Genomic DNA, 18,918 nt, shown 5'->3' with positions numbered 1-18,918 from the left:
CGGGTCCGCCGCGGACGGGGTGCGCGCATGAAGTGGTTCGAACTCGGCCTGGTCATCCTGACCTTCGCCTCCGGCCTCGTCTGGCTGCTCGACCGGCTGTTCTTCGCCAAGGCGCGCAAGGCGCGCGCGGGCCTGCTCGACGAGGACCGCGAGCCGGTGGTGGTGGACTATGCCCGCGCCTTCTTCCCGATCCTGGCGGTGGTGCTGGTGCTGCGCAGCTTCGTGGCCGAGCCCTTCCGGATTCCCTCGAGCTCGATGATGCCGACGCTGCTGATCGGCGACTTCATCCTGGTCAACAAGTTCGCCTACGGCCTGCGCCTGCCGGTCAACAACAGGAAGGTGGTCGCGATCGGCCTGCCCGAGCGTGGCGACGTGGTGGTGTTCCGCCCGCCGGCGCACCCGGACCAGGACTGGATCAAGCGCGTGGTCGGCCTGCCCGGCGACCGCATCGCCTACCGCGACAACGTGCTGTACGTGAACGGCGAAGCCTCGGCGTACCAGCCGATCGGCGCCTACGTCGGCAAGGGCCGCGGCGAGGACATGACCGGCGCCAGCCTGCTGGCCGAGGACCTCGGCGGCGACGGCCGCCACGAGGTGCTCGAGATCGACAGCCCGCTGTTCGCGCACCACGGCGTGGGCGAGTGGACGGTGCCCGAAGGCGAGTATTTCGTCATGGGCGACAATCGTGATAGAAGCGACGACAGCCGCTTCTGGGGCACGCTGCCGGAGACGCAGCTGCGCGGCAAGGCGTTCCTGGTGTGGATGAACTTCGACAGCGCCGCCGGCGGCGTCGACTTCGACCGCATCGGCACGCGCCTGTAACCACGCCGGGAGGGGCCTGGCGCCACAATGACCAACCGCATCGGGGATCGAGGGGAGAGGGCAATGAGGAATTCGCAACGCGGCATCACCCTGCTCGGGTTCATCATCGTGCTGGCGGTCGTGGGCCTGTTCGCCTACGTCGGCATGAAGCTGTTCCCGATGTACTCGGAGTACTACAGCGTTCGCTCGGCGATGAAGGGCCTGGCCAGCGAGCCGGGCATCGGCAACACCGACCCGCGCAAGATCCAGGACCTGTTCTTCCGCCGGCTGTACATCAGCTACTCGGAGAACGTGAAGCCCGAGCACGTCAAGATCAAGCGCGTCGGCGCCGGCTGGCAGATGGACGTCAAGTACGAGGTCCGCAAGCCGCTGATCGCCAACCTCGACGTCGTGGGCAAGTTCGAGTCCACGCAGATGCTGACCAGGACCGGTGCGGTCGACTGATGCCGATGCGCGCATCGCGGGGCATGTGTTCCGCGATCCCGCGCTGCTTGCACAGGCGCTGACGCACCGCAGCGCCGGGGCGCCGCACAACGAGCGCCTGGAATTCCTCGGCGACGCGCTGGTGGGGTTGGTGGTGGCCGAGGCGCTGTACCTGCGATGGCCGAAGGCCGACGAGGGCGCGATGACCCGCGCCCGCGCCGAGCTGGTGCGCGAGTCCTCGCTGGCGCGGATCGCGCGCGACCTGGACCTCGGTGCCCGGATCACCCTGGGGCCCGGCGAGATGAAGTCCGGTGGCCACCGGCGCGATTCGATCCTGTCCGACGCGCTCGAGGCCGTGGTCGGCGCGATCTATCTCGACGCCGGCTTCGAGGCCTGCCGCAGCGCCGTGATGCCGTGGTTCGAGGCGCAGCTCGCCGCGCTGCCGGCCGGTGGCATCGGCAAGGATCCCAAGACCCGGCTGCAGGAATGGCTGCAGGGTCGCCAGCGCCCGCTGCCGGCCTACGAACTGGTCTCGGAGAGCGGCGAGGAGCACGCCCGCACCTTCCACGTGCGCTGCCTGCTGTCCGATCCCGCGCTCGAGGCCGAAGGCAGCGGCAGCTCCCGCCGCGCCGCGGAACAGGACGCCGCCGCGGCGATCCTCACCCAACTGGAACCCCTGAAGCCATGAACTCCCCAGCCGCCAGCCGCAGCGGCGCGGTCGCCGTCGTCGGCCGGCCGAATGTCGGCAAGTCCACCCTGGTCAACGCGCTGGTCGGCGCCAAGATCAGCATCGTGTCCAACCGCCCCCAGACCACGCGCCACCGCCTGCTGGGCATCGCCACCTTCCCGGGCGGCCAGCTGCAGCTGGTCGACACGCCCGGCATCCATCGCGGCGAGCGCAGCCAGTCCGCGACCGCCATGCACCGGATGATGAACCGGGCCGCGCGCGGCGCGCTCGAAGGCGTCGACGCCGCGGTGCTGGTGGTCGAGGCCGGCCGCTGGGACGAGGAGGACACGCTCGCCTACGAAGCCCTGCGCGAAGCGAAGGTGCCGGTGGTGCTGGTGGTCAACCAGGTCGACCGCATCCGCGAGAAGGCGAACCTGCTGCCCTACCTGCGGCAGGTGGTCGAGGGCCGCGACTTCGCCGGCGTGCATCCCGTGTCGGCGCTGAAGCGCACCGGCCTCGACGCGCTCGTGGCCGAGCTGCTGGCGCTGGTGCCCGAAGGCGAACCGGCCTACGGCGAGGACGAGATCACCGACAAGAGCCAGCGTTTCCTGGCCGCCGAACTGCTGCGCGAGCAGCTGATGCGCCAGCTCGGCGCCGAGCTGCCGTATGCCACCACGGTCGAGATCGAGTCCTTCAGCGAGGAGGCGACGAAGTCCGGCCCGATGATGCGCATCGGCGCGGTGGTCTGGGTCGAGCGCGACGGCCAGAAGGCGATCGTGATCGGCAAGGGCGGTGCGCGCCTGCGCGAGATCGGCAGCAAGGCGCGGCTGTCCATGGAGCGCCTGTTCGGCTGCAAGGTCTTCCTCGAAACCTGGGTGCGGGTGCGCGCCGGCTGGTCGGACGACGAGGCCGCCCTGCGCAGCTTCGGCTACGACAAGTAGGAGCCGCTCCTACAATGGCGTGATGCGGATCCTTGGCGAGCACGCCTTCGTCCTCCACGCGCGGGCCTGGCGCGAGACCAGCCTGCTGGTGGAAGTGCTGTGCGCGGAGCATGGTCGGCTCGGGCTGGTCGCGCGCGGCGTGCGCGGGCCGAAGCGGCAGGCGCTGCGCGCGGCGCTGCAGCCGATGCAGCACGTCCGCTTCGACGCCGTGCTGCGCGGCGAACTGGCCCACTTGGCGACCGCCGAAGCCCTCGACGCCGCACCGCGCCTGCAGGGCGAGGCGATGCTGTCGGGCTTCTACGCCAGCGAACTGGTGCTGCGGCTGGCGCCACGCCAGGATCCGCAGCCCGAGCTCTACGCCGCCTACGGCCAGCTGCGCGCGCGCCTGGGCGAGGGCGAACCGCTGGCGTGGACGCTGCGCCGCTTCGAACGCGATCTGCTCGAGGCGATCGGCGTCGGCCTCGACTACGCCCACGAGGGCGACGGCGACCCGGTGGATCCGGCCGCGCGCTACCGGCTGGACCCGGGCCATGGCCCGGTACGCGTGCGCGGCGAGCGCGGCGGCGAGCGCGACCGCACCGCCACCGGGCGCGCCCTGCTCGGGCTGGCCGCGGACATCGCGCCACCTACCGAAGAACTCGGCGGGCTGCGCCGCGTGCTGCGCGAAGTGCTCGAGGCGCACCTGGGCGGCAGGCCGCTGGCGTCCTGGCAGCTGCTGGGCGACCTGGGCCGCATGACCCGTCCGGCGCCTCAGGGCGACAGCAGCTCCTGAGCCGCGGCGTCGAAGCCGTCCACGGCCGCATCCGAGTCCGGCGCCGCCTGCAGGGTTTTCACCGCTGCTTCCAGCCGCGCCGCGCCGACGAAGCCGCAGCTCGCGCGCAGGCGGTGCAGGGCATCGCGCAGCGCGTCGCTCCGGCCGCTCCGGGCCGATGCCATGACCTGGCCGTGCGCCGCCGGCAGCTCGGACAGGAACAGCTGGCGCAGCGCGTCGACGTGCGCGCGCTCGCCGTTGAGCGCACGCAGCGCGGCGTCGTCGTCCCAGGCCTGCGTGCAGGATCCTTCGCCGGGCTGTCCCGGGCCGGCCTCGGCCACGCGCAGCGGCGTGCGTCCGGCCATCGCGCCGGCCAGCGCCGCGCGCAGCGCCGCCGCGGCCAGCGGCTTGACCAGCACCGCGTCGAAGCCGGCCCGGTGCAGGCTCTGGTGCAGGTCCGCGTCGCGCGCTGCGGTGTGGGCGATGGCCGGCGTCTGGAGGCCAAGGGCGCGCAGTTCGGCCAGCAGGCCGGCGCCGTCGCCGTCGGGCAGGTGGGCGTCCACCAGCCAGAGGGCGTAGGCGATGTTGGTCGCCTGGGCCCGCGCCGCGGCGCGCGAACCCACGGTGTCGACGTTGGCCGGGAGCGCCTCCGCGGCGGCGCTCAGGAACGCGGCCGTGGTGGGGTCGTCCTCCACGAGCAGGATGCGTGGTTTCATCGGCGCGTCCCCTCCGGTCGCTACTCTGGCTGCCATGCCCGCGTGGATCTTAACCCTGCTCGTCCTGTTTTCGCTGCTGCACGCCGGCGGGGCGGAGGCGCGCGTGCTGGTGGCAAAGATGGCGAAGGTGTCGACGCCGGTGGCGACGCTGGAAGGCGTCGAGGTGCGGCTGGACTGGCCGGCGGACGCCGCGACCGGGGACCTGCGCATCACCGCCCGGCGCGCGCGGGCGCCGGACCTGGGACAGGACCATGAATCGCTGGCCTGGCGCTGCCCGTTGCGCCGCGACGGACGCGGCGGCTGGGCCTGCGACGGCGAACTGAGGCAGGGCGGCGGCGCGCCGCTGCGCCTGGCGCTGGCGCTGCCGCCGGAGGGGATCGACGCCGCGCTGTCCGGCCCGGGCGGCGCGCGGCTGGCGCTGCGCCACCGCGCCGCCGCCCCCGACGCCTTCGACATCGAGATCGCGCGCGTGCCGGTGGCCTGGGCGCAATCGCTGGCCGAAACCGCGTGGGCGGGCGTGCGGCTCGGCGACGGGCGCATCGACGGCCACATCGACCTGCGCGTTCCCGACGCCGGCCCGATGCGCCTGCAGGGCGAACTGGCGCTGGCCGGAGGCGCGTTCGACAGCGCCGACGGAACGCAGGCCGGCGCCGGGCTGGGCGCGCGGCTCGCCATCGACTGGCTGGCCGCCGACACGGGGCCGCTGCTGGCGATCGAGGGCCGGCTGCTCGGCGGCGAACTGCTGTTCGGCAGCGGCTACGTCGTGCTGCCGGAGACGCCGGTCGGCGTGCGCCTGCGCGCGCAGGGCCACGACGCCGGCTGGGCGATCACCTCGTTCTCGGCCGAGGACCCCGGCGTGCTCGACGTGCACGGCAGCGCCGACGTCGCCTCCGGTGGCCTGCGCGCGCTCACCCTCGGCCTGCGCAGCGCCGACGCCTCGCAGCTGCCCGCGCGCTACCTGTCGGGCTGGCTCGGGCAGGCGGGCCTGGGCGGGCTGGCCATGTCCGGTGCGCTGGATGTCGATGCCGTGGTCGCGGACGGTGCGCTGGCCGGCCTCGACCTGCGCGCGCGCGCGCTCGACATCGCGGCACCCGACGGGCGCTTCCGCTTCGACGGCCTGGACGGCGACGTGCGCCTGGTGTCGGCGGGCAGCGCCGACAGCGAACTGCGCTGGCGGGCCGCGGCGATCGGCGCGATCCCCTTCGGTCCGGCGCGCCTGCCCTGGCGCAGCAGCGGCGGCGAGCTGCACCTGCGCGAAGGCGTCGATATCGACCTGCTCGGCGGTCGGCTCGACATTCCCGCGCTGCGGCTGCGCCCGGCCGGGAGCCACGGCCCGCTGCTGGTGGAAGGCGCGCTGGCCGTGGAGTCGCTGGACATGGCCACGCTGGCCTCGGCGCTCGGGCTGCCGGCGTTCCCGGGCACGCTCAGCGGCCGCATCCCGTCGGCGCGCTACGTCGGCGACCGCCTCGACTTCGACGGCGGCCTGGTGGCCCGCGCCTTCGACGGCGAGGTCCGGGTGTCGTCGCTGGCGATGGAGCGGCCCTTCGGCGTGGCGCCCACGCTGCTGGCCGACATCGACCTCGACGGGCTCGACCTGGAAGCCCTGACCGGCGTGTTCGACGTCGGCGGCATCAGCGGCCGGCTGCACGGGCGGATCCACGGCCTGCGCCTGGTCGACTGGGAGGCGGCGGCGTTCGACGCGGAGCTGCATACCGAACCGCGCCGCGGCGTCCGCCAGCGCATCAGCCAGCGCGCGGTGCAGGACATCTCCAGCGTCGGCGACGCCTCGTTCACCGCCAGCCTGCAGGGCCGGCTGCTGGCCCTGTTCGACGACTTCGGCTACCGCCGCATCGGCATCTCCTGCCGGCTCGCCAATGGCGTCTGCACGATGGCCGGGCTTCAGCCTCGCGGCAGCGGGTTTGTTATCGTCGAGGGCGCCGGGCTGCCGCGCCTGGACATCGTCGGCTACAACCGGCGCGTCGACTGGGACACCCTGGTCGAGCGCGTGGCCGCGGCAGGTTCGGGCGAGGTTTCGCCCGTGTTCGACTGACCGTCCGAGGAGGACTGCATGCGCTGGACCGGACTGCCCTTCGTCGCCGCGCTGGCGCTCACCGCCTGCGTCACCATCAACGTGTATTTCCCCGCAGCCGAGGCCCGCGAGGCGGCGCGCGAGTTCGTCGAGAACGTGATCGGCGAGGAGGGCGCGGGCACCGCGCCGGAGGTGCCGGCGGACGATCCCGGCGGGATGCCGGGCGGGATGGCGCTGGAGGGCGGCGCGACCGGCCGCGGCCTGGCGTTCGACCCGTGGATCCTGCTCGGCATCGCCCCGGCACACGCGCAGACTCCCGACATCACCATCCGCACGCCGGCGATCCAGGCGATCCAGCAGCGCATGGAGTCGCGCTTCGCGTCCACGCTGCGGCCGCACTTCGACAGCGGTGCGCTGGGCTTCGGCAGCGACGGTCTGGTGGTGGTGCGCGACGCCGGCTCGCTGCCGCTGAAGGACCGGGTGGCGGTGAACGCCGCCGTCGCCGACGACAACCGCGACCGCAACGCCGTCTACCGCGAGGTGGCGGTCGCCAACGGCCATCCCGAATGGGAGGCCCAGATCCGCGAAGTGTTCGCCAGGCAGTGGATCGCCAGCGCGCGCCCCGGCTGGTGGTACCAGCAGGCCGGCAGCTGGAAGCAGAAATAGCCAGCACCCTGCAATCCCTCCTGTAGGAGCAGCTACAGCTGCGACCGCCCCCAGGGATGTCCGCCGCGCCCGTTTGAGACAATGGCCGGCCCACCGCACCGGCAGCAGCACATTGGCACGCATCGACAAGACGCCCTTCGAGACCGTGATCCTCGGACTCGGCCATGACGGCCGCGGCATCGCGCAGCGGCCCGAGGGGCATCCCCAGGCCGGCAAGCCGCTGTACATCGCGGGCGCGCTGCCGGGCGAGCGGGTGCTGGCACGGCAGGTCCGGCGCTGCCGCCGCTTCGACGAGGCCGAGGTGCTGGAGGTGCTCGACGCCTCGCCCGACCGCGTCGAACCGCGCTGCCCGCACTTCGGCACCTGCGGCGCCTGCAGCGTCCAGCACCTGGCGCCGGAGCGGCAGGTCGAAGGCAAGGCGCGGATGCTGGCCGATTGCTTCGAGCGCGCCGGGGTGGCGCCGGAGGCCACGCTGCCGCCGCTGACCGGCGCGGCCTGGGGCTATCGACGCAAGGGCCGGCTCTCGGTGCGCCGCGTGGAGAAGAAGGACCGCACCCTGGTCGGCTTCCGCGAGCGGGATGCGCGCTTCGTCGCCGAACTCACCGAGTGCCACTCGATCGTGCCGCAGGTCGGCCTGCACCTGCAGGCGCTCTCGGCGCTGGTCGACAGCCTCGAGGCGCGCAGCACCATCCCGCAGATCGAGTTCAGCGCCGGCGATGACGCGACCGCGCTGGTGATCCGCCACCTGGAGCCGCTGGGCGAGGGCGACCGCGCCGCGCTGATGGCGTTCGCCCGCGAGCACGGCTTCTGCATCTACCTGCAGCCGGGCGGCCTCGACACCGTCGCGCCGCTGTGGCCGGAGGCGCCGCGGCTGTCGTTCCGCCTCGCGCCCTGGGACGTCGAACTGGACTTCGAGCCGCTGGACTTCATCCAGGTCAACGCCGACCTCAACGCGAAGATGATCGCGCACGCGCTGGCGCTGCTGGACGTGCAGCCGGGCGAGCGCGTGCTCGACCTGTTCTGCGGCCTGGGCAACTTCAGCCTGCCGCTGGGGCGCCACGCGGCCGAGGTCGTGGGCGTGGAGGGCGACGCCGGGCTGGTGGCGCGCGCGCGCGCGAACGCCGCGCGCAACGGCATGGCGCACGTGCACTTCCACGCCGCCGACCTCACCACCGACCTCTCCGCCGAGCCGTGGATGGTCGGCGGCTTCGACCGGCTGCTGCTCGATCCCGCGCGCGCGGGTGCGCTGGAGGTGCTGCAGCAGCTGCCGCTGGACGGCCTGAAGCGCATCGTCTACGTCAGCTGCAACCCGGAGACCCTGGCGCGGGACGCGGCCTATCTCGTCGATGGACGCGGCTGGCGGGTGCGCGCCGCGGGCGTCATGGACATGTTCCCGCACACCACGCACGTGGAATCGATCGCGGTGTTCGAGCCGGCGTGAATGCCGGGGGAGCTGCATCGGGCCCCGCGTGTGCGGGAGTGGACATGGCCGCGATATGCTGCCGGGCCGGGTCGCGGCCATGGCCGCTCCCACAGTTGCAGGGCACGTGCTGATGGCGATCGAGATCGAACGCAAGTTCCTGGTCACCGGCGACGGCTGGCGCGACGCCGCGCACGCCGTGGTGCCGATGGCGCAGGGCTACCTCAACGACCAGTCGTCGATGGACGAGGGCCGTCAGCGGGCCTCCGTGCGCGTGCGCCTGGAGGGCGACGCCGCCTTTCTCAACATCAAGTCGCGCGAGCTCGGCCACACTCGCCAGGAGTTCGAATACCCGCTGCCGGTGGACGAGGCGCGCGCGCTTCTGGACCTGTGCGTCGGCGGCCTGGTCGAGAAGCGCCGTCACCTGGTGTGCCACGGTGCGCACCTGTGGGAGGTCGACGAGTTCCTCGGCGACAACGCCGGCCTGGTCGTGGCCGAGATCGAACTGGGCAGCGCCGACGAGGCCTTCGAACGCCCCGCCTGGGCCGGCAGCGAAGCCACCGACTGTCCCCGCTACTACAACCTGGCCCTGGCCGCCCGCCCGTACTCGCTGTGGAGCGATGCCGAGCGCGCGGGCCCGGGCACCTGAGGAGAGACTCGCATGCTTGTCATCGGCGTCGCCGGAACCGGACTCACCGCGCAGGAGCGCGACTGGCTGCAGCACGATGCCTGCGCCGGCGTGATCCTGTTCACCCGCAACTTCGCCTCGCGCGCGCAGGTGGCCGAGCTGTCGCAGGCCATCCGCGAAGCCGCGCCGCGCCCGCAGCTCATCTGCGTCGACCAGGAAGGCGGTCGCGTGCAGCGCTTCCGCGAGGGCTACAGCGCGCTGCCGCCGCTGGAGGTCTTCGGCCGCGACTACGCCCGTGACCGCGAGGGCGCGCTGGCCCGCGCCCGCGAGCACGCCTGGCTGATGGCCAGCGAGATCCGCGCCACCGGCGTGGACCTCAGCTTCGCGCCGGTGGTCGACCTCGGCCGCGGCAACCTCGCCATCGGCGACCGCGCCTTCTCCGACGATCCGCAGGTCGTGGCCGCCTTCACCCGCGCCTACGTCGAAGGCATGCACGAGGCCGGCATGGCCGCCACGCTCAAGCACTTCCCCGGCCACGGTTCGGTGCTCGAGGACACGCACTTCGACGACGCCGTCGACGACCGCCCGCTGGAGACGATCCGCGCCGAGGACCTGGTGCCCTTCGTCGCCGGCATCGAGGCCGGCGCCGACGCGGTGATGCTGGCGCACGTGGTCTATCCGCAGGTCGCGCCCGAGCCCGCCGGCTACTCGCCGCGCTGGATCAACGACATCCTGCGCCAGGAGATGGGCTTCCGCGGCGTGGTCTTCTCCGACGACATCGGCATGGCCGCGGCGCACGGCGTTGGCGGGATCAAGGCGCGCGTCGATGCGCACCTGGACGCCGGCTGCGACGTGGTGCTGGTCTGCCATCCGGAACTGGTCGAGGAATCGCTGGCGGCGGCCGAGGGTCGCGCGCTCAACACCATGGCGCTGGCCGGCCTGATGGGCCGCGGCGCGCTGGGCTGGGACGGCCTGCTCGCGGATGCGCGCCACGGCACCGCCTCCACGCGCCAGGGCGGCGGGGTGGTGGCATGACCGCGCCCACGCTCGCGGCGGTGCTCGCTGACGCCGACGTCATCCACGGTCGGGAAGTGCTCGAAGCCGCGATCGCCACCATGGCCGACGCCATCCGCGACGAATACGCCGGCGACGAACGCCCGCCGCTGTTCGTCACCATCATGCACGGCGGCATGCCCTTCGCCGCGCAGCTCGCCTTCGCGCTCGGCGAGCGCGGCCTCGACGTCGAGTTCGACTACCTGCACGCCACCCGCTACCGCGGCGGCACCACCGGCTCGCGCCTGGCCTGGCTGCACCGTCCGGCGACGTCGATGCGCGGCCGCCGCGTGATCCTGGTCGACGACATCCTCGACGAGGGCCACACGCTCAAGGCCGTGACCCGCTGGTGCGAGGACGAGGGCGCGGCCGACGTGCGCGTCGCCGTGCTCGCGACCAAGGTGCACGACCGCTGCGTGGACGGCGTCTGCGCCGACTGGTCGGGCGTGGACGTGCCCGACCGCTACGTCTTCGGCTACGGCATGGACTACAACGAGCAGGGCCGCAACCTGCCCGCGATCTACGCGCTGGGGGAGTGAGCATGGAGCCCATCGCGCTGGCGGTGATCGGCGGCACCGGGCTGTACCGCCTGGCCGGCCTGCAGGATCCCGAGGAGCACCAGCCGGTCACGCGCTACGGCGCGCTGTCGGGCCCGGTGCGGATCGGGCGCATCGCCGGTCGTCGCGTGGCCTTCCTGGCCCGCCACGGCGAAGGCCATTCGGTGCCGCCGCACCTGGTGAACTACCGCGCCAACCTGTCGGCGCTGCACGCTCTGGGGGCCAGTCGCGTGCTGGCGCTCAACACCGTCGGCGGCATCACCCAGGCCTACGGTCCGCGCGTGCTCGCCTGCCCCGACCAGCTGATCGACTACACCTGGGGCCGCATCTCCACCTTCTGCGAGGAGCCCGGCACCGAGGTGCTGCACGTCGACATGGGCGATCCCTACACGCCCTCGCTGCGCAGGGACGTGCTCGCCGCGGCGGCGACGGCCGGCGTCGCGCTGGTCGACGGCGGCTGCTACGGCGCCACCCAGGGCCCGCGGCTGGAAACGCGCGCGGAGATCGCGCGCATGCGCCGCGACGGCTGCGACCTGGTCGGCATGACCGGGATGCCCGAAGCCGGGCTCGCGCGCGAGCTCGGACTCGACTACGCCTGCCTGGCGATCGTCGCCAACTGGGCGGCCGGCGCCGGTCCGCAGGTCGACGAAGTGATCACGCTCGACGAGGTGCTCGCCAACGTCGCCGCGGCCACCTCGGGTCTACCCGCGGTGGTGGAGGCGCTGCTGGCCGGGTGATTGCGCGCGCCGTGCAGGCTTTGCATACTCGGGCCGCACGTGCCGGTCCCTTGCAGGCCGTCCGTGCAATCGCATCCAGACGAGGTAGGAAGAGTCATGCAATACGGCACAGTGAAGTGGTTCAACGACGCCAAGGGTTTCGGCTTCATCGCTCCCGAGGATGGCAGCGCGGACGTGTTCGTGCACTACTCGGCGATCGACTCCAAGGGCTTCCGCAGCCTGCAGGAAGGCCAGCGCGTCAGCTATGAAGTCACGCAGGGCCCGAAGGGCGCGCAGGCGGCAGGGGTGTCGCCGGTCGCCTGAGCGACACATCGCAACAGTATTTCCTGTTCCAGGGCTCCGGGTGTTCCGGGGCCCTTTTTTATGGTTCTTCTCCCAGGTGAGGGGAAGAGACCCGCGGTCGTGCTGACTGTCGTGATGCTGGATCGGCGTCTGCTACGGCCAGTGATGCTTGCGGAGCTGGGTCGTGATGCAAGTCGGCTCCGTGGTGGTGTACGCGGCCCGTCGCGCACACAGGGGGTGTGCTCCCCCGGCATCTCCGCGTCCTGCTCCCACTGCCGGCCGCCGGCCATCCATGGCCGGCTGTCCGCACACCCCCTGTGCGCGCGACGGGCTGTGGCGGGATCCGGCCTCGGGAAAGATCGAGGGCAACAGCAACAGCAACACCAACAGCAACACCAAGAACAGCGACAGCAGCAGCAAGACCAGCACCGCGGCGAACCGCACCCGCAGCGCCAGCATCGGCAGGAGGGCGACAGCGATCCCGGCGGCCGCCGCTCGCAGAGGGAAGGGCGGGACAGAACCGGAAGGAGTCGGGCAGGCAAGCTCTGGCGTCTTCCCGGACCGCGGGAAAGGTGGTGCCCCCTGCGTCCGCGCCGGGCCGCCGCAGCCCGAAAACACCAACGCGAACACTCCCCCCCGATGGGCGAAAAACTTTTCTTACTTCGTCGCAGCATCGCCAACCGCGGCGTCGCCCCTACGCCAGGCCTGCCGGCCTCAGCTCGATGCCCAGGGCAGGGGCGATCACGCGCATCGCCTCGTCGTCGCGGCTCAGCGTCATCCACCCGGCGACGGTATCGGTCCCGGTTTCCCACACCCACAGCGTGTAGCCGTAGGAGCGCAGCGCGTCGTAGGCCACGTGCAGCAACTCCTGGATGCTGGCGTCGTCGAGGAAGGCGTCGTCGGTCGGATCCTCGACGCCCCAGTCGAGGTCCAGGTTCCAGCGCGCCACCAGCTCGGTGATGCTCTCCACGAAAGCGGCCGCGTCATCGTCGTGGACCTGGAAGCCGGAGGTCCAGTCGATGATGTCCTTCAGCACCCAGGCCGGCTCGGTCTCGCGATCGTCCAGGTCGGCGGTCGCGTCCTGCCAGGCGCCGAACTGGCGCAGGGCGGTCTCCTCGTCGCCGGGGTTGATGAGCAGCAGCAGCTGCCAGACCAGCGCCTCGGTGCCGGCCTCCTCGTCGACCTCCATCTCCGCGTCGAAGCCGCTGGCGTACTGGTCGTCCGGGTCGAGTTCGTGGTCGGGTGCGTGCATGGCGATGTCCGCCGGGCGGGGGCGCACAGGATACGCGCGGCGCGCCACAATGACCCGACACGACAACCCGGAGCCCGGGGATGGAGCGTTGCCGCACCCACGAAGTCCGAAACCAGCCGCCACCCTTCGGCGAGCGCGATCTCTGGCGCGACGACGTCGCGCTGCGCGAGGCGCTGCGGCGCGAGGGAGGAGACGCGTTCGCGCGCGAGGTCGGCGCCTATGGCGCGCTGGCGGGCGGCGAGGTGCTGGCGCTGTCGCACGATGCGCACCGGGACCGTCCACGGCTGCGGACGCACGACGCCACGGGCCACCGCATCGACCGCGTCGAATTCCACCCGTCCTGGCACCGGATCATGGAGATCGCGATCGCCAGCGGCGTCGCCGGCCTGTCCTGGGCGCGTCCGGAGCCCGGCGTGCACGTGGCGCGCGCCGCGCTGGCCTACCTGCACTACCAGGCCGAACCCGGCAGCAGCTGCCCGCTCACCATGACGCACGCCGCGGTGCCGGTGCTGCGACAGTCGCCCAGCCTGGGCGACTGGGCGAGCAAGGTGGCGGCCTGCCGCTACGACGCGCGCGACGTCGCCATCGCCGGCAAGGCCGGGATCACCCTCGGCATGGGTATGACCGAGAAGCAGGGCGGCAGCGACGTGCGCGCGAACGCGACCACCGCGACGCCCTGCGGCGACGGTGCCGATGCCTACCGGCTGTCCGGGCACAAGTGGTTCTTCTCCGCGCCGATGTCCGACGGCTTCCTGGTGCTGGCGCAGGCTCCGGGCGGCCTGACCTGCCTGCTGATGCCGCGTCGCCTGCCCGACGGCACGCGCAACGCCTTCGCGCTGATGAGGCTGAAGGACAAGCTCGGCGACTGGTCGAACGCCTCCGGCGAGGTCGAGTTCCACGATGCGCTGGCCTGGCGCGTGGGCGACGAGGGCCGCGGCGTCGCGACGATCCTGCAGATGGTGATGCTCACCCGCCTGGACTGCATGCTCGGCTCCGCGGGCTGCATGCGCATGGCGCTGGCGCAGGCCGTGCACCATGCGCGCCACCGCATGGCCTTTGGCCGGCGGCTTGCGGAGCAGCCGCTGATGCGCAACGTGCTGGCCGACATCGCCCTGGAGGTGGAGGCCGCGCTGGCGCTGTCGATGCGGGTCGCGCGCGCGGTGGATGCGGCCGGGCGCGACCCCGCCGAGGCCGCGTTCGCGCGCATCGCCACCGCGATCGGCAAGTACTGGATCTGCCGTCGCGCGCCGGCGGTGGTCAACGAGGCGCAGGAGTGCCTCGGCGGCGCGGGCTATGTCGAGGAATCGCTGCTGCCGCGGCTGTACCGGCAGGCACCGCTGAACTCGATCTGGGAGGGCAGCGGCAACATCCAGTGCCTCGACGTGCTGCGCGCGCTGGCCCGCGAACCGGAGGCCGCCGACGCACTGCGCACTGAGATCGACGCCGCCCGTGGGCTGCACCCCGCCCTCGATACCGTGGCCGCGCAGCTGGACGACCTGCTTTCCGCAGCGGACGAAGCGGGATCCAGGCGACTGGTCGAACGCCTCGCGCTGGCCCTGCAGGCCGCCGTCCTCCTGCGCGCGGGAAGCCCGCTGGCCGAAGCCTTCTGCCGCACCCGCCTCGGCCACGATCACGGTCTCGCCCTGGGCACCCTCCCGGCTGGCTTCGACCACGCTTCGATCGTGGTGCGCGCGCTGCCGGGGTAGACGCCTTTTGCGACGGCAGAAAATTCAGCTTCCAGCCACGGGTGCCGCGTCCAGGAACTGCAGCCGCGCGAGCTCGGCGTAGAGGCCGCCCTGGGCGAGCAGCTCGGAATGGGTGCCTTCGGCGACGATGCGGCCCTGGTCCATCACCACGATGCGGTCGGCGCGCAGCACGGTGGCGAGGCGGTGCGCGACCACGATCGTGGTGCGGCCTTCCATGAGGCGTTCGAGCGCGTGCTGCACGGCGCGCTCGCTCTGGGCGTCGAGCGCGGAGGTGGCTTCGTCGAGCAGCAGCAGCGGCGCGTCGCGCAGCAGGGCGCGCGCGATCGCCACGCGCTGCTGCTGGCCGCCGGAGAGGCGTGCGCCGCGCTCGCCGAGTTCGGACGCGTAGCCGCCCGGCAGGCGCTCGATGAAGTCGTGGGCCTCGGCGGCGCGCGCGGCGGCCTCGACGTCGGCGTCGCTGGCGTCGAGGCGCCCGTAGCGGATGTTGTCGGCGGCGCTGGCGGCGAAGATGGTGGGCCGCTGCGACACCAGCGCCATGGTGCCGCGCAGCTCCACGGGGTCGAGCTCGCGCAGGTCGATCCCGTCGAGCGACACGCTGCCCGACTGCGGGTCGTGGAAGCGCTGCAGCAGGGCGAACACCGTGCTCTTGCCGGCGCCCGACGGGCCCACCAGCGCCACGGTTTCGCCCGGGGCCACGTCGAGGCTGAAGCCGTCCAGCGCGGCGCTGTCCGGGCGGGTGGGGTAGTGGAAGGTCACGTCGCGCATCGCGACGGCGCCGCGCACCGGGCGCGGCAGCGCGCGCGGCGACGCGGGTGCCACCACCGTGGGGGACTCCTCGAGCAGCTCGCCGATCCGGCCCATGCCGCCGGCGGCCTTCTGCAGCTCGTTCCAGACCTCGGCCAGCGCGCCCACCGATCCGGCGCCGAACATCGCGTACAGCACGAACTGTCCAAGCGTGCCGGCGCTCATGCGCCCGTCGGCGACGTCGTGCGCGCCCAGCCACAGCACCAGGGTGATCGCGCCGAACACCACCGAGATCGCGACCGCGGTCACCATTGCCTGCACGCCGATGCGCCTGCGCGCGACCTCGACCGCGGTGGCCACGGCGGCGCCGAAGCGGCCGCGCTCGTGGTGTTCGCGCGCGTGCGACTGCACGGTGTCGATCGCGCCTAGGGTTTCGGTCGCCAGCGCGTTGGCATCGGCCACGCGGTCCTGGCTCTGGCGCGAGATCTTCTGCAGCCGGCGCCCGCCCAGCACCAGCGGCAGCACCGCCAGCGGGATGCCGACCAGGGTCCAGGCCGCCAGCCGCGGGCTGGTCACCACCAGCATCGCGACCGAGCCCAGCACCATCACCAGGCTGCGCAGGGCCACCGACATGCTGGTGGCTACCACGCCGCGCAGCAGCTCGGTGTCGGCGGTCAGGCGCGAGACCAGTTCGCCGCTGCGGCTGCGTTCGAAGAACGCCTGGTCGAGGCCGACCAGGTGCCCGAACAGCTGCGTGCGCAGGTCGGCCACCACGCGCTCGCCAAGCAGCGAGACGAAGAAGAAGCGCGCCGCGGTGGCCAGCGCCAGCGCCAGGGTCACCGCGAACAGCAGCGCGAACGCGGCGTCGATGCCGGCGCCGCTGGCGAAGCCGTCGTCGATCATGCGCCGCACCGCGACCGGCAGGCTCAGCGTCGCCGCGCTCGAGGCCGCGAGGGCCAGCATCCACGCGACCAGCAGGCCGCGATGGCGGGCAAGGAAGGGCCACAGGGGGCGCAGCGATGACAGCGGGGCCTTCGCCTTGCCGGCGGCCACGGGCTCACCGGGGCTGGCGTCGGGCGATGGCGATGGCGGGGGCGTGGACGTGCGGGCGAATCGGACCATCACCCATTGTCGCCCATGCGCGCGCGATCGCGGGTGGCGTCGCGCAGCCGGGCGGCGAGGGCGGCGATGTGGCCGGCCGGAAGCCGCAGGCGGAAGCGCACGCCGTCGGCGGCGAAGTCCTCGCTGAGCTTTTCGGCGTCGAAGGCGGGCAGCGCGGCGTGCACGGCGGCGATGTCGGCGAAGGGGCATTCGACGTCCACTTCGGCCATCTGCACCACCTCGCGGCGTTCGGCCGTGCGCAGGCACTCCGCCGCCGTGCCGCCATAGGCGCGGACCAGGCCGCCGGCGCCGAGCTTGATGCCGCCGTACCAGCGCGTGACCACCACCGCCACGCCGTCCAGGCCCTGGCCGTCGATGGCGGCGAGGATCGGTCGCCCCGCGGTGCCTGCCGGCTCGCCGTCGTCGCTGGAGCGGTAGCCGTCGCCGATGCGCCAGGCCCAGCAGTTGTGCGTGGCCTCCGGCACCGACACCGAGGCGATGAAGGCCGCCGCGGCGTCGGCGTCGGCGACCGGCGCGGCGCTGGCGAGGAAGCGGCTGTGCTTGACGACGAGTTCGTGCGTGGCGGCCGCGGCGAGGGTGGTGGTGCTCATTCCTCGCCCAGCAGCATCCGCAGGTCGGCGGGAACGGGCGCGTCCGGGTGGCGGCGGCGGAACTCGGCGTAGCTGTCGCGGGCCTCGGCGTAACGTTCGGCCGCCACCAGCTCGCGGATGCGCGCCAGCCAGGCCTCGCGCACGGCGGGCGAGTCGACCGAGGCCGGCGGGGTGTCGTCGAGGGGCTGGTCGAGCCAGTCCTCGTCGCCAGCTTCGTCCGCGGCCGCGGCGGTGGTGTCGATGGCATTGGTCTGGCGGCGACGGGCTTCCGCGGCCGCGCGTGCCCGGGCCGCGTCTTCCGCGCGCGCAGCGTCCGGGATCGCGGGCAGGGGGCCCTGGAGCGCACGCGGCGCCGGTGGCGCAGGCGGGGCCGGCGGTGGCGGAGGAAGCGGCAACGGCGCGGGTGCCGTGGCTGGGGCGGGCGCAGGCGCAGGCGTATCCATCGGCGAGGGCGCGTCGAAGACCACCGGGGGCGCCTCGGGCTCCTGTGTCCCGGGCCCGTCCGCGGAGGGGGGCGTGGAACCCGTGGCCGCCGCCGCCGCCGGCGCGGCTGCGGCCGGGGCTGCGGCCGGTCGCAGCGGCTCCACCGGCTGCGGCGTCGCCCGTGGGTCTGGATCCGGACGTGCCTTGGCCGCGGCGTCCGCTGGGGGCGGGGAGACCACGGCCTCGGCCGCGACCTGCCGAGACGCGGCCGGCGCGGTCACCGCCGTCGCCGCCGTCCCGTCGCCCGAGAGGGCGGGCGCGTCGAACCGGGGACGCAGCTGCCAGGCCACGCCGACGGCGATCACCAGGGTCGCGGCCAGCGCGCCGCCGCGCAGCCACGCCGGGCCGCCGTGGCGCCTGCGATGCCGGCCAGCCTTCGTGATCGCATGGGCGGTCCCGGCCACGGCGGCCGATGCGCCAGCGCCAGCCGCGCGCGCGCCGGCCGCGGCCCGCGCCGACGCGAGGATCGCCTCGTCCAGCGCCGAGGGCGGCCCCGGCGGCGGCGCGCCGCGCGCGAGCGCATCGGCCAGCTGGCGTTCGGCCGGGGTCAGGGGGTCGGGGCGGGTCGGGCCCGTCATCGGGCGTCCTCCGGGGCGGGCACGCCCTCCGGCACGGGGCCGGCCAGGGCGGCGCGCAGCTTGTCCATGGCATAGCGCAGGCGCGATTTCACGGTCTCGCGCCCGACGCCGGTGATGCCGCCGATCTCGTCCAGCGTCAGCTCCTGCTCCAGGCGCAGCAGCACCACTTCGCGCTGCTCGTCCGGCAGGGCGTCCAGCGCCTGCTGCAGGTCGCGCTGGCGCTGCCAGGCGTCGAGCCGTCGCTCGGGCGTCTCCGGATCCTCGAGCCCCGCCGTGCGCGCCTCGGCGTCGTCGGGGGTGGACGGGCGGTGCTGGCGGGCGCGCCAGTGGTCGGCCACGCGATTGCGCGCGATGCGGTACAGCCAGGTGGCGAACGAGGCCTCGGGGCGCCAGTCCCGGCCCGCGGCCACCACGCGCTGCCAGGTGTCCTGGAAGACCTCGTCGGCCAGCCCGGGGTCGCGCAGCTGGCGCAGCAGGAAGCGGTGGAGGCGCTGGCGATGGCGCGCGTACAGCACTTCGAACGCCCCGGCGTCGCCGCCCACCCATGCCTGCATCAGCGCGTCATCGCTGCGTCCGGCGGCTTCGGGCTGCGACAGGGCGTCCATTGGCGGCAGGTTAAGCGCTGGGCCGGGGCGCGTGAAGCCCGTGCGCGACGGCGCGATGCACGGCATCATGTCGCCTGGGCGCAGGGGGGATGGCCGCCCCGGCTTGCCGCTGGTGGCGTGATCCGGCGTTGTTCCCCTGGTGCGGG

At 73.3% G+C, this 18,918-nt stretch carries 20 protein-coding genes; 14 read left to right on the top strand and 6 right to left on the bottom strand.

Annotated features, from left to right (window positions below; translation table 11 throughout):
• Window positions 1-27: 27 nt before the first annotated feature.
• The 5 genes from lepB to recO all read left to right on the top strand — a co-directional run bounded on the left by lepB (window position 28) and on the right by recO (window position 3,625).
• Window positions 28-822 carry a signal peptidase I gene (gene lepB / locus H9645_RS03265; RefSeq protein WP_191728272.1) on the top strand — a complete coding sequence of 265 codons (795 nt, stop codon included), beginning with the start codon at window positions 28-30 and terminating at the stop codon, window positions 820-822.
• Window positions 823-885: 63 nt separating this feature from the next.
• A complete protein-coding gene (locus H9645_RS03260) occupies window positions 886-1,266 on the top strand; it encodes a DUF4845 domain-containing protein (protein ID WP_189496645.1) in 381 nt (126 codons plus the stop codon).
• Window positions 1,253-1,933 carry a ribonuclease III gene (rnc, locus tag H9645_RS03255; RefSeq protein ID WP_191728271.1) on the top strand — a complete coding sequence of 227 codons (681 nt, stop codon included), beginning with the start codon at window positions 1,253-1,255 and terminating at the stop codon, window positions 1,931-1,933. The genes H9645_RS03260 and rnc overlap by 14 nt, the downstream gene beginning before the upstream one ends.
• Complete coding sequence (era, locus tag H9645_RS03250) at window positions 1,930-2,853, top strand: GTPase Era (RefSeq protein ID WP_191728270.1); 924 nt, start codon at window positions 1,930-1,932, stop codon at window positions 2,851-2,853. The genes rnc and era overlap by 4 nt, the downstream gene beginning before the upstream one ends.
• Before the next feature lie 22 nt (window positions 2,854-2,875).
• Window positions 2,876-3,625, top strand: coding sequence for a DNA repair protein RecO (gene recO / locus H9645_RS03245; RefSeq protein ID WP_225217925.1), 750 nt, complete (start codon window positions 2,876-2,878; stop codon window positions 3,623-3,625).
• Here the strand turns inward: recO and H9645_RS03240 are convergent.
• Window positions 3,604-4,320: a response regulator gene (locus H9645_RS03240; protein WP_225217924.1), complete on the bottom strand. Its 717-nt coding sequence runs from the start codon at window positions 4,318-4,320 to the stop codon at window positions 3,604-3,606. The two genes, recO and H9645_RS03240, sit on opposite strands and share 22 nt — an antisense overlap.
• Before the next feature lie 34 nt (window positions 4,321-4,354).
• Between H9645_RS03240 and H9645_RS03235 the strand changes: the two genes are divergently transcribed.
• The 8 genes from H9645_RS03235 to H9645_RS03200 all read left to right on the top strand — a co-directional run bounded on the left by H9645_RS03235 (window position 4,355) and on the right by H9645_RS03200 (window position 11,713).
• Entirely contained in the window at window positions 4,355-6,370 is a 2,016-nt protein-coding gene (locus H9645_RS03235; RefSeq protein WP_191728267.1) for an intermembrane phospholipid transport YdbH family protein, read from the top strand.
• Between the two features lie 18 nt (window positions 6,371-6,388).
• A complete protein-coding gene (locus H9645_RS03230; protein WP_191728266.1) occupies window positions 6,389-7,015 on the top strand; it encodes a YdbL family probable chaperone protein in 627 nt (208 codons plus the stop codon).
• Window positions 7,016-7,127: 112 nt separating this feature from the next.
• A complete protein-coding gene (gene rlmD, locus H9645_RS03225) occupies window positions 7,128-8,456 on the top strand; it encodes a 23S rRNA (uracil(1939)-C(5))-methyltransferase RlmD (protein WP_191728265.1) in 1,329 nt (442 codons plus the stop codon).
• A gap of 112 nt (window positions 8,457-8,568) precedes the next feature.
• Window positions 8,569-9,084, top strand: coding sequence for a CYTH domain-containing protein (locus H9645_RS03220; protein ID WP_191728467.1), 516 nt, complete (start codon window positions 8,569-8,571; stop codon window positions 9,082-9,084).
• A gap of 12 nt (window positions 9,085-9,096) precedes the next feature.
• The gene (gene nagZ / locus H9645_RS03215) at window positions 9,097-10,098 is read left to right on the top strand and encodes a beta-N-acetylhexosaminidase (protein WP_191728264.1); all 1,002 of its coding nucleotides are present in this window, start codon (window positions 9,097-9,099) and stop codon (window positions 10,096-10,098) included.
• The gene (locus tag H9645_RS03210; RefSeq protein WP_191728263.1) at window positions 10,095-10,655 is read left to right on the top strand and encodes a hypoxanthine-guanine phosphoribosyltransferase; all 561 of its coding nucleotides are present in this window, start codon (window positions 10,095-10,097) and stop codon (window positions 10,653-10,655) included. Before nagZ ends, H9645_RS03210 begins: the two co-directional genes overlap by 4 nt.
• On the top strand, window positions 10,652-11,410 hold the full coding sequence (locus H9645_RS03205; protein ID WP_191728262.1) for an S-methyl-5'-thioinosine phosphorylase: 759 nt from the start codon (window positions 10,652-10,654) through the stop codon (window positions 11,408-11,410). The genes H9645_RS03210 and H9645_RS03205 overlap by 4 nt, the downstream gene beginning before the upstream one ends.
• Before the next feature lie 96 nt (window positions 11,411-11,506).
• Window positions 11,507-11,713 (top strand): cold-shock protein, encoded by a 207-nt coding sequence (locus tag H9645_RS03200; RefSeq protein WP_144893142.1) that lies wholly within the window; start codon window positions 11,507-11,509, stop codon window positions 11,711-11,713.
• Between the two features lie 673 nt (window positions 11,714-12,386).
• Here the strand turns inward: H9645_RS03200 and H9645_RS03195 are convergent.
• Window positions 12,387-12,944: a DUF6630 family protein gene (locus H9645_RS03195; protein WP_225217922.1), complete on the bottom strand. Its 558-nt coding sequence runs from the start codon at window positions 12,942-12,944 to the stop codon at window positions 12,387-12,389.
• Between the two features lie 80 nt (window positions 12,945-13,024).
• On the opposite strand from H9645_RS03195, the gene H9645_RS03190 reads away from it, so the two are divergent.
• Entirely contained in the window at window positions 13,025-14,650 is a 1,626-nt protein-coding gene (locus tag H9645_RS03190; protein ID WP_191728261.1) for an acyl-CoA dehydrogenase family protein, read from the top strand.
• Between the two features lie 24 nt (window positions 14,651-14,674).
• On the opposite strand, the gene H9645_RS03185 is transcribed toward H9645_RS03190, so the two are convergent.
• Genes H9645_RS03185 through H9645_RS03170 form a run of 4 tightly spaced genes read right to left on the bottom strand, consistent with a single transcriptional unit; the run spans window position 14,675 to window position 18,772 of the window.
• Complete coding sequence (locus H9645_RS03185; protein ID WP_191728260.1) at window positions 14,675-16,516, bottom strand: ABC transporter transmembrane domain-containing protein; 1,842 nt, start codon at window positions 16,514-16,516, stop codon at window positions 14,675-14,677.
• Window positions 16,516-17,106 (bottom strand): IMPACT family protein, encoded by a 591-nt coding sequence (locus H9645_RS03180; protein ID WP_191728259.1) that lies wholly within the window; start codon window positions 17,104-17,106, stop codon window positions 16,516-16,518. Before H9645_RS03180 ends, H9645_RS03185 begins: the two co-directional genes overlap by 1 nt.
• The gene (locus tag H9645_RS03175) at window positions 17,103-18,167 is read right to left on the bottom strand and encodes a hypothetical protein (RefSeq protein ID WP_191728258.1); all 1,065 of its coding nucleotides are present in this window, start codon (window positions 18,165-18,167) and stop codon (window positions 17,103-17,105) included. Before H9645_RS03175 ends, H9645_RS03180 begins: the two co-directional genes overlap by 4 nt.
• Window positions 18,164-18,772, bottom strand: a complete 609-nt coding sequence (locus H9645_RS03170) for an RNA polymerase sigma factor (RefSeq protein WP_191728257.1) — start codon at window positions 18,770-18,772, stop codon at window positions 18,164-18,166. The genes H9645_RS03175 and H9645_RS03170 overlap by 4 nt, the downstream gene beginning before the upstream one ends.
• Between the last annotated feature and the right edge of the window lie 146 nt (window positions 18,773-18,918).

It is taken from the genome of Luteimonas colneyensis, assembly GCF_014836665.1.
Lineage (GTDB): Bacteria > Pseudomonadota > Gammaproteobacteria > Xanthomonadales > Xanthomonadaceae > Luteimonas > Luteimonas colneyensis.
This window is presented reverse-complemented; position numbering and strand designations above follow the sequence as displayed.

Coding starts and splice junctions, on each gene's coding strand:
- lepB (WP_191728272.1), top strand. CDS start 28: ATGAAGTGGTTCGAACTCGGCCTGGTCATCCTGACCTTCGCCTCCGGC.
- H9645_RS03260 (WP_189496645.1), top strand. CDS start 886: ATGAGGAATTCGCAACGCGGCATCACCCTGCTCGGGTTCATCATCGTG.
- era (WP_191728270.1), top strand. CDS start 1,930: ATGAACTCCCCAGCCGCCAGCCGCAGCGGCGCGGTCGCCGTCGTCGGC.
- recO (WP_225217925.1), top strand. CDS start 2,876: ATGCGGATCCTTGGCGAGCACGCCTTCGTCCTCCACGCGCGGGCCTGG.
- H9645_RS03240 (WP_225217924.1), bottom strand. CDS start 4,320: ATGAAACCACGCATCCTGCTCGTGGAGGACGACCCCACCACGGCCGCG.
- H9645_RS03235 (WP_191728267.1), top strand. CDS start 4,355: ATGCCCGCGTGGATCTTAACCCTGCTCGTCCTGTTTTCGCTGCTGCAC.
- H9645_RS03230 (WP_191728266.1), top strand. CDS start 6,389: ATGCGCTGGACCGGACTGCCCTTCGTCGCCGCGCTGGCGCTCACCGCC.
- H9645_RS03220 (WP_191728467.1), top strand. CDS start 8,569: ATGGCGATCGAGATCGAACGCAAGTTCCTGGTCACCGGCGACGGCTGG.
- nagZ (WP_191728264.1), top strand. CDS start 9,097: ATGCTTGTCATCGGCGTCGCCGGAACCGGACTCACCGCGCAGGAGCGC.
- H9645_RS03210 (WP_191728263.1), top strand. CDS start 10,095: ATGACCGCGCCCACGCTCGCGGCGGTGCTCGCTGACGCCGACGTCATC.
- H9645_RS03200 (WP_144893142.1), top strand. CDS start 11,507: ATGCAATACGGCACAGTGAAGTGGTTCAACGACGCCAAGGGTTTCGGC.
- H9645_RS03195 (WP_225217922.1), bottom strand. CDS start 12,944: ATGCACGCACCCGACCACGAACTCGACCCGGACGACCAGTACGCCAGC.
- H9645_RS03190 (WP_191728261.1), top strand. CDS start 13,025: ATGGAGCGTTGCCGCACCCACGAAGTCCGAAACCAGCCGCCACCCTTC.
- H9645_RS03185 (WP_191728260.1), bottom strand. CDS start 16,516: ATGGTCCGATTCGCCCGCACGTCCACGCCCCCGCCATCGCCATCGCCC.
- H9645_RS03180 (WP_191728259.1), bottom strand. CDS start 17,106: ATGAGCACCACCACCCTCGCCGCGGCCGCCACGCACGAACTCGTCGTC.
- H9645_RS03175 (WP_191728258.1), bottom strand. CDS start 18,167: ATGACGGGCCCGACCCGCCCCGACCCCCTGACCCCGGCCGAACGCCAG.
- H9645_RS03170 (WP_191728257.1), bottom strand. CDS start 18,772: ATGGACGCCCTGTCGCAGCCCGAAGCCGCCGGACGCAGCGATGACGCG.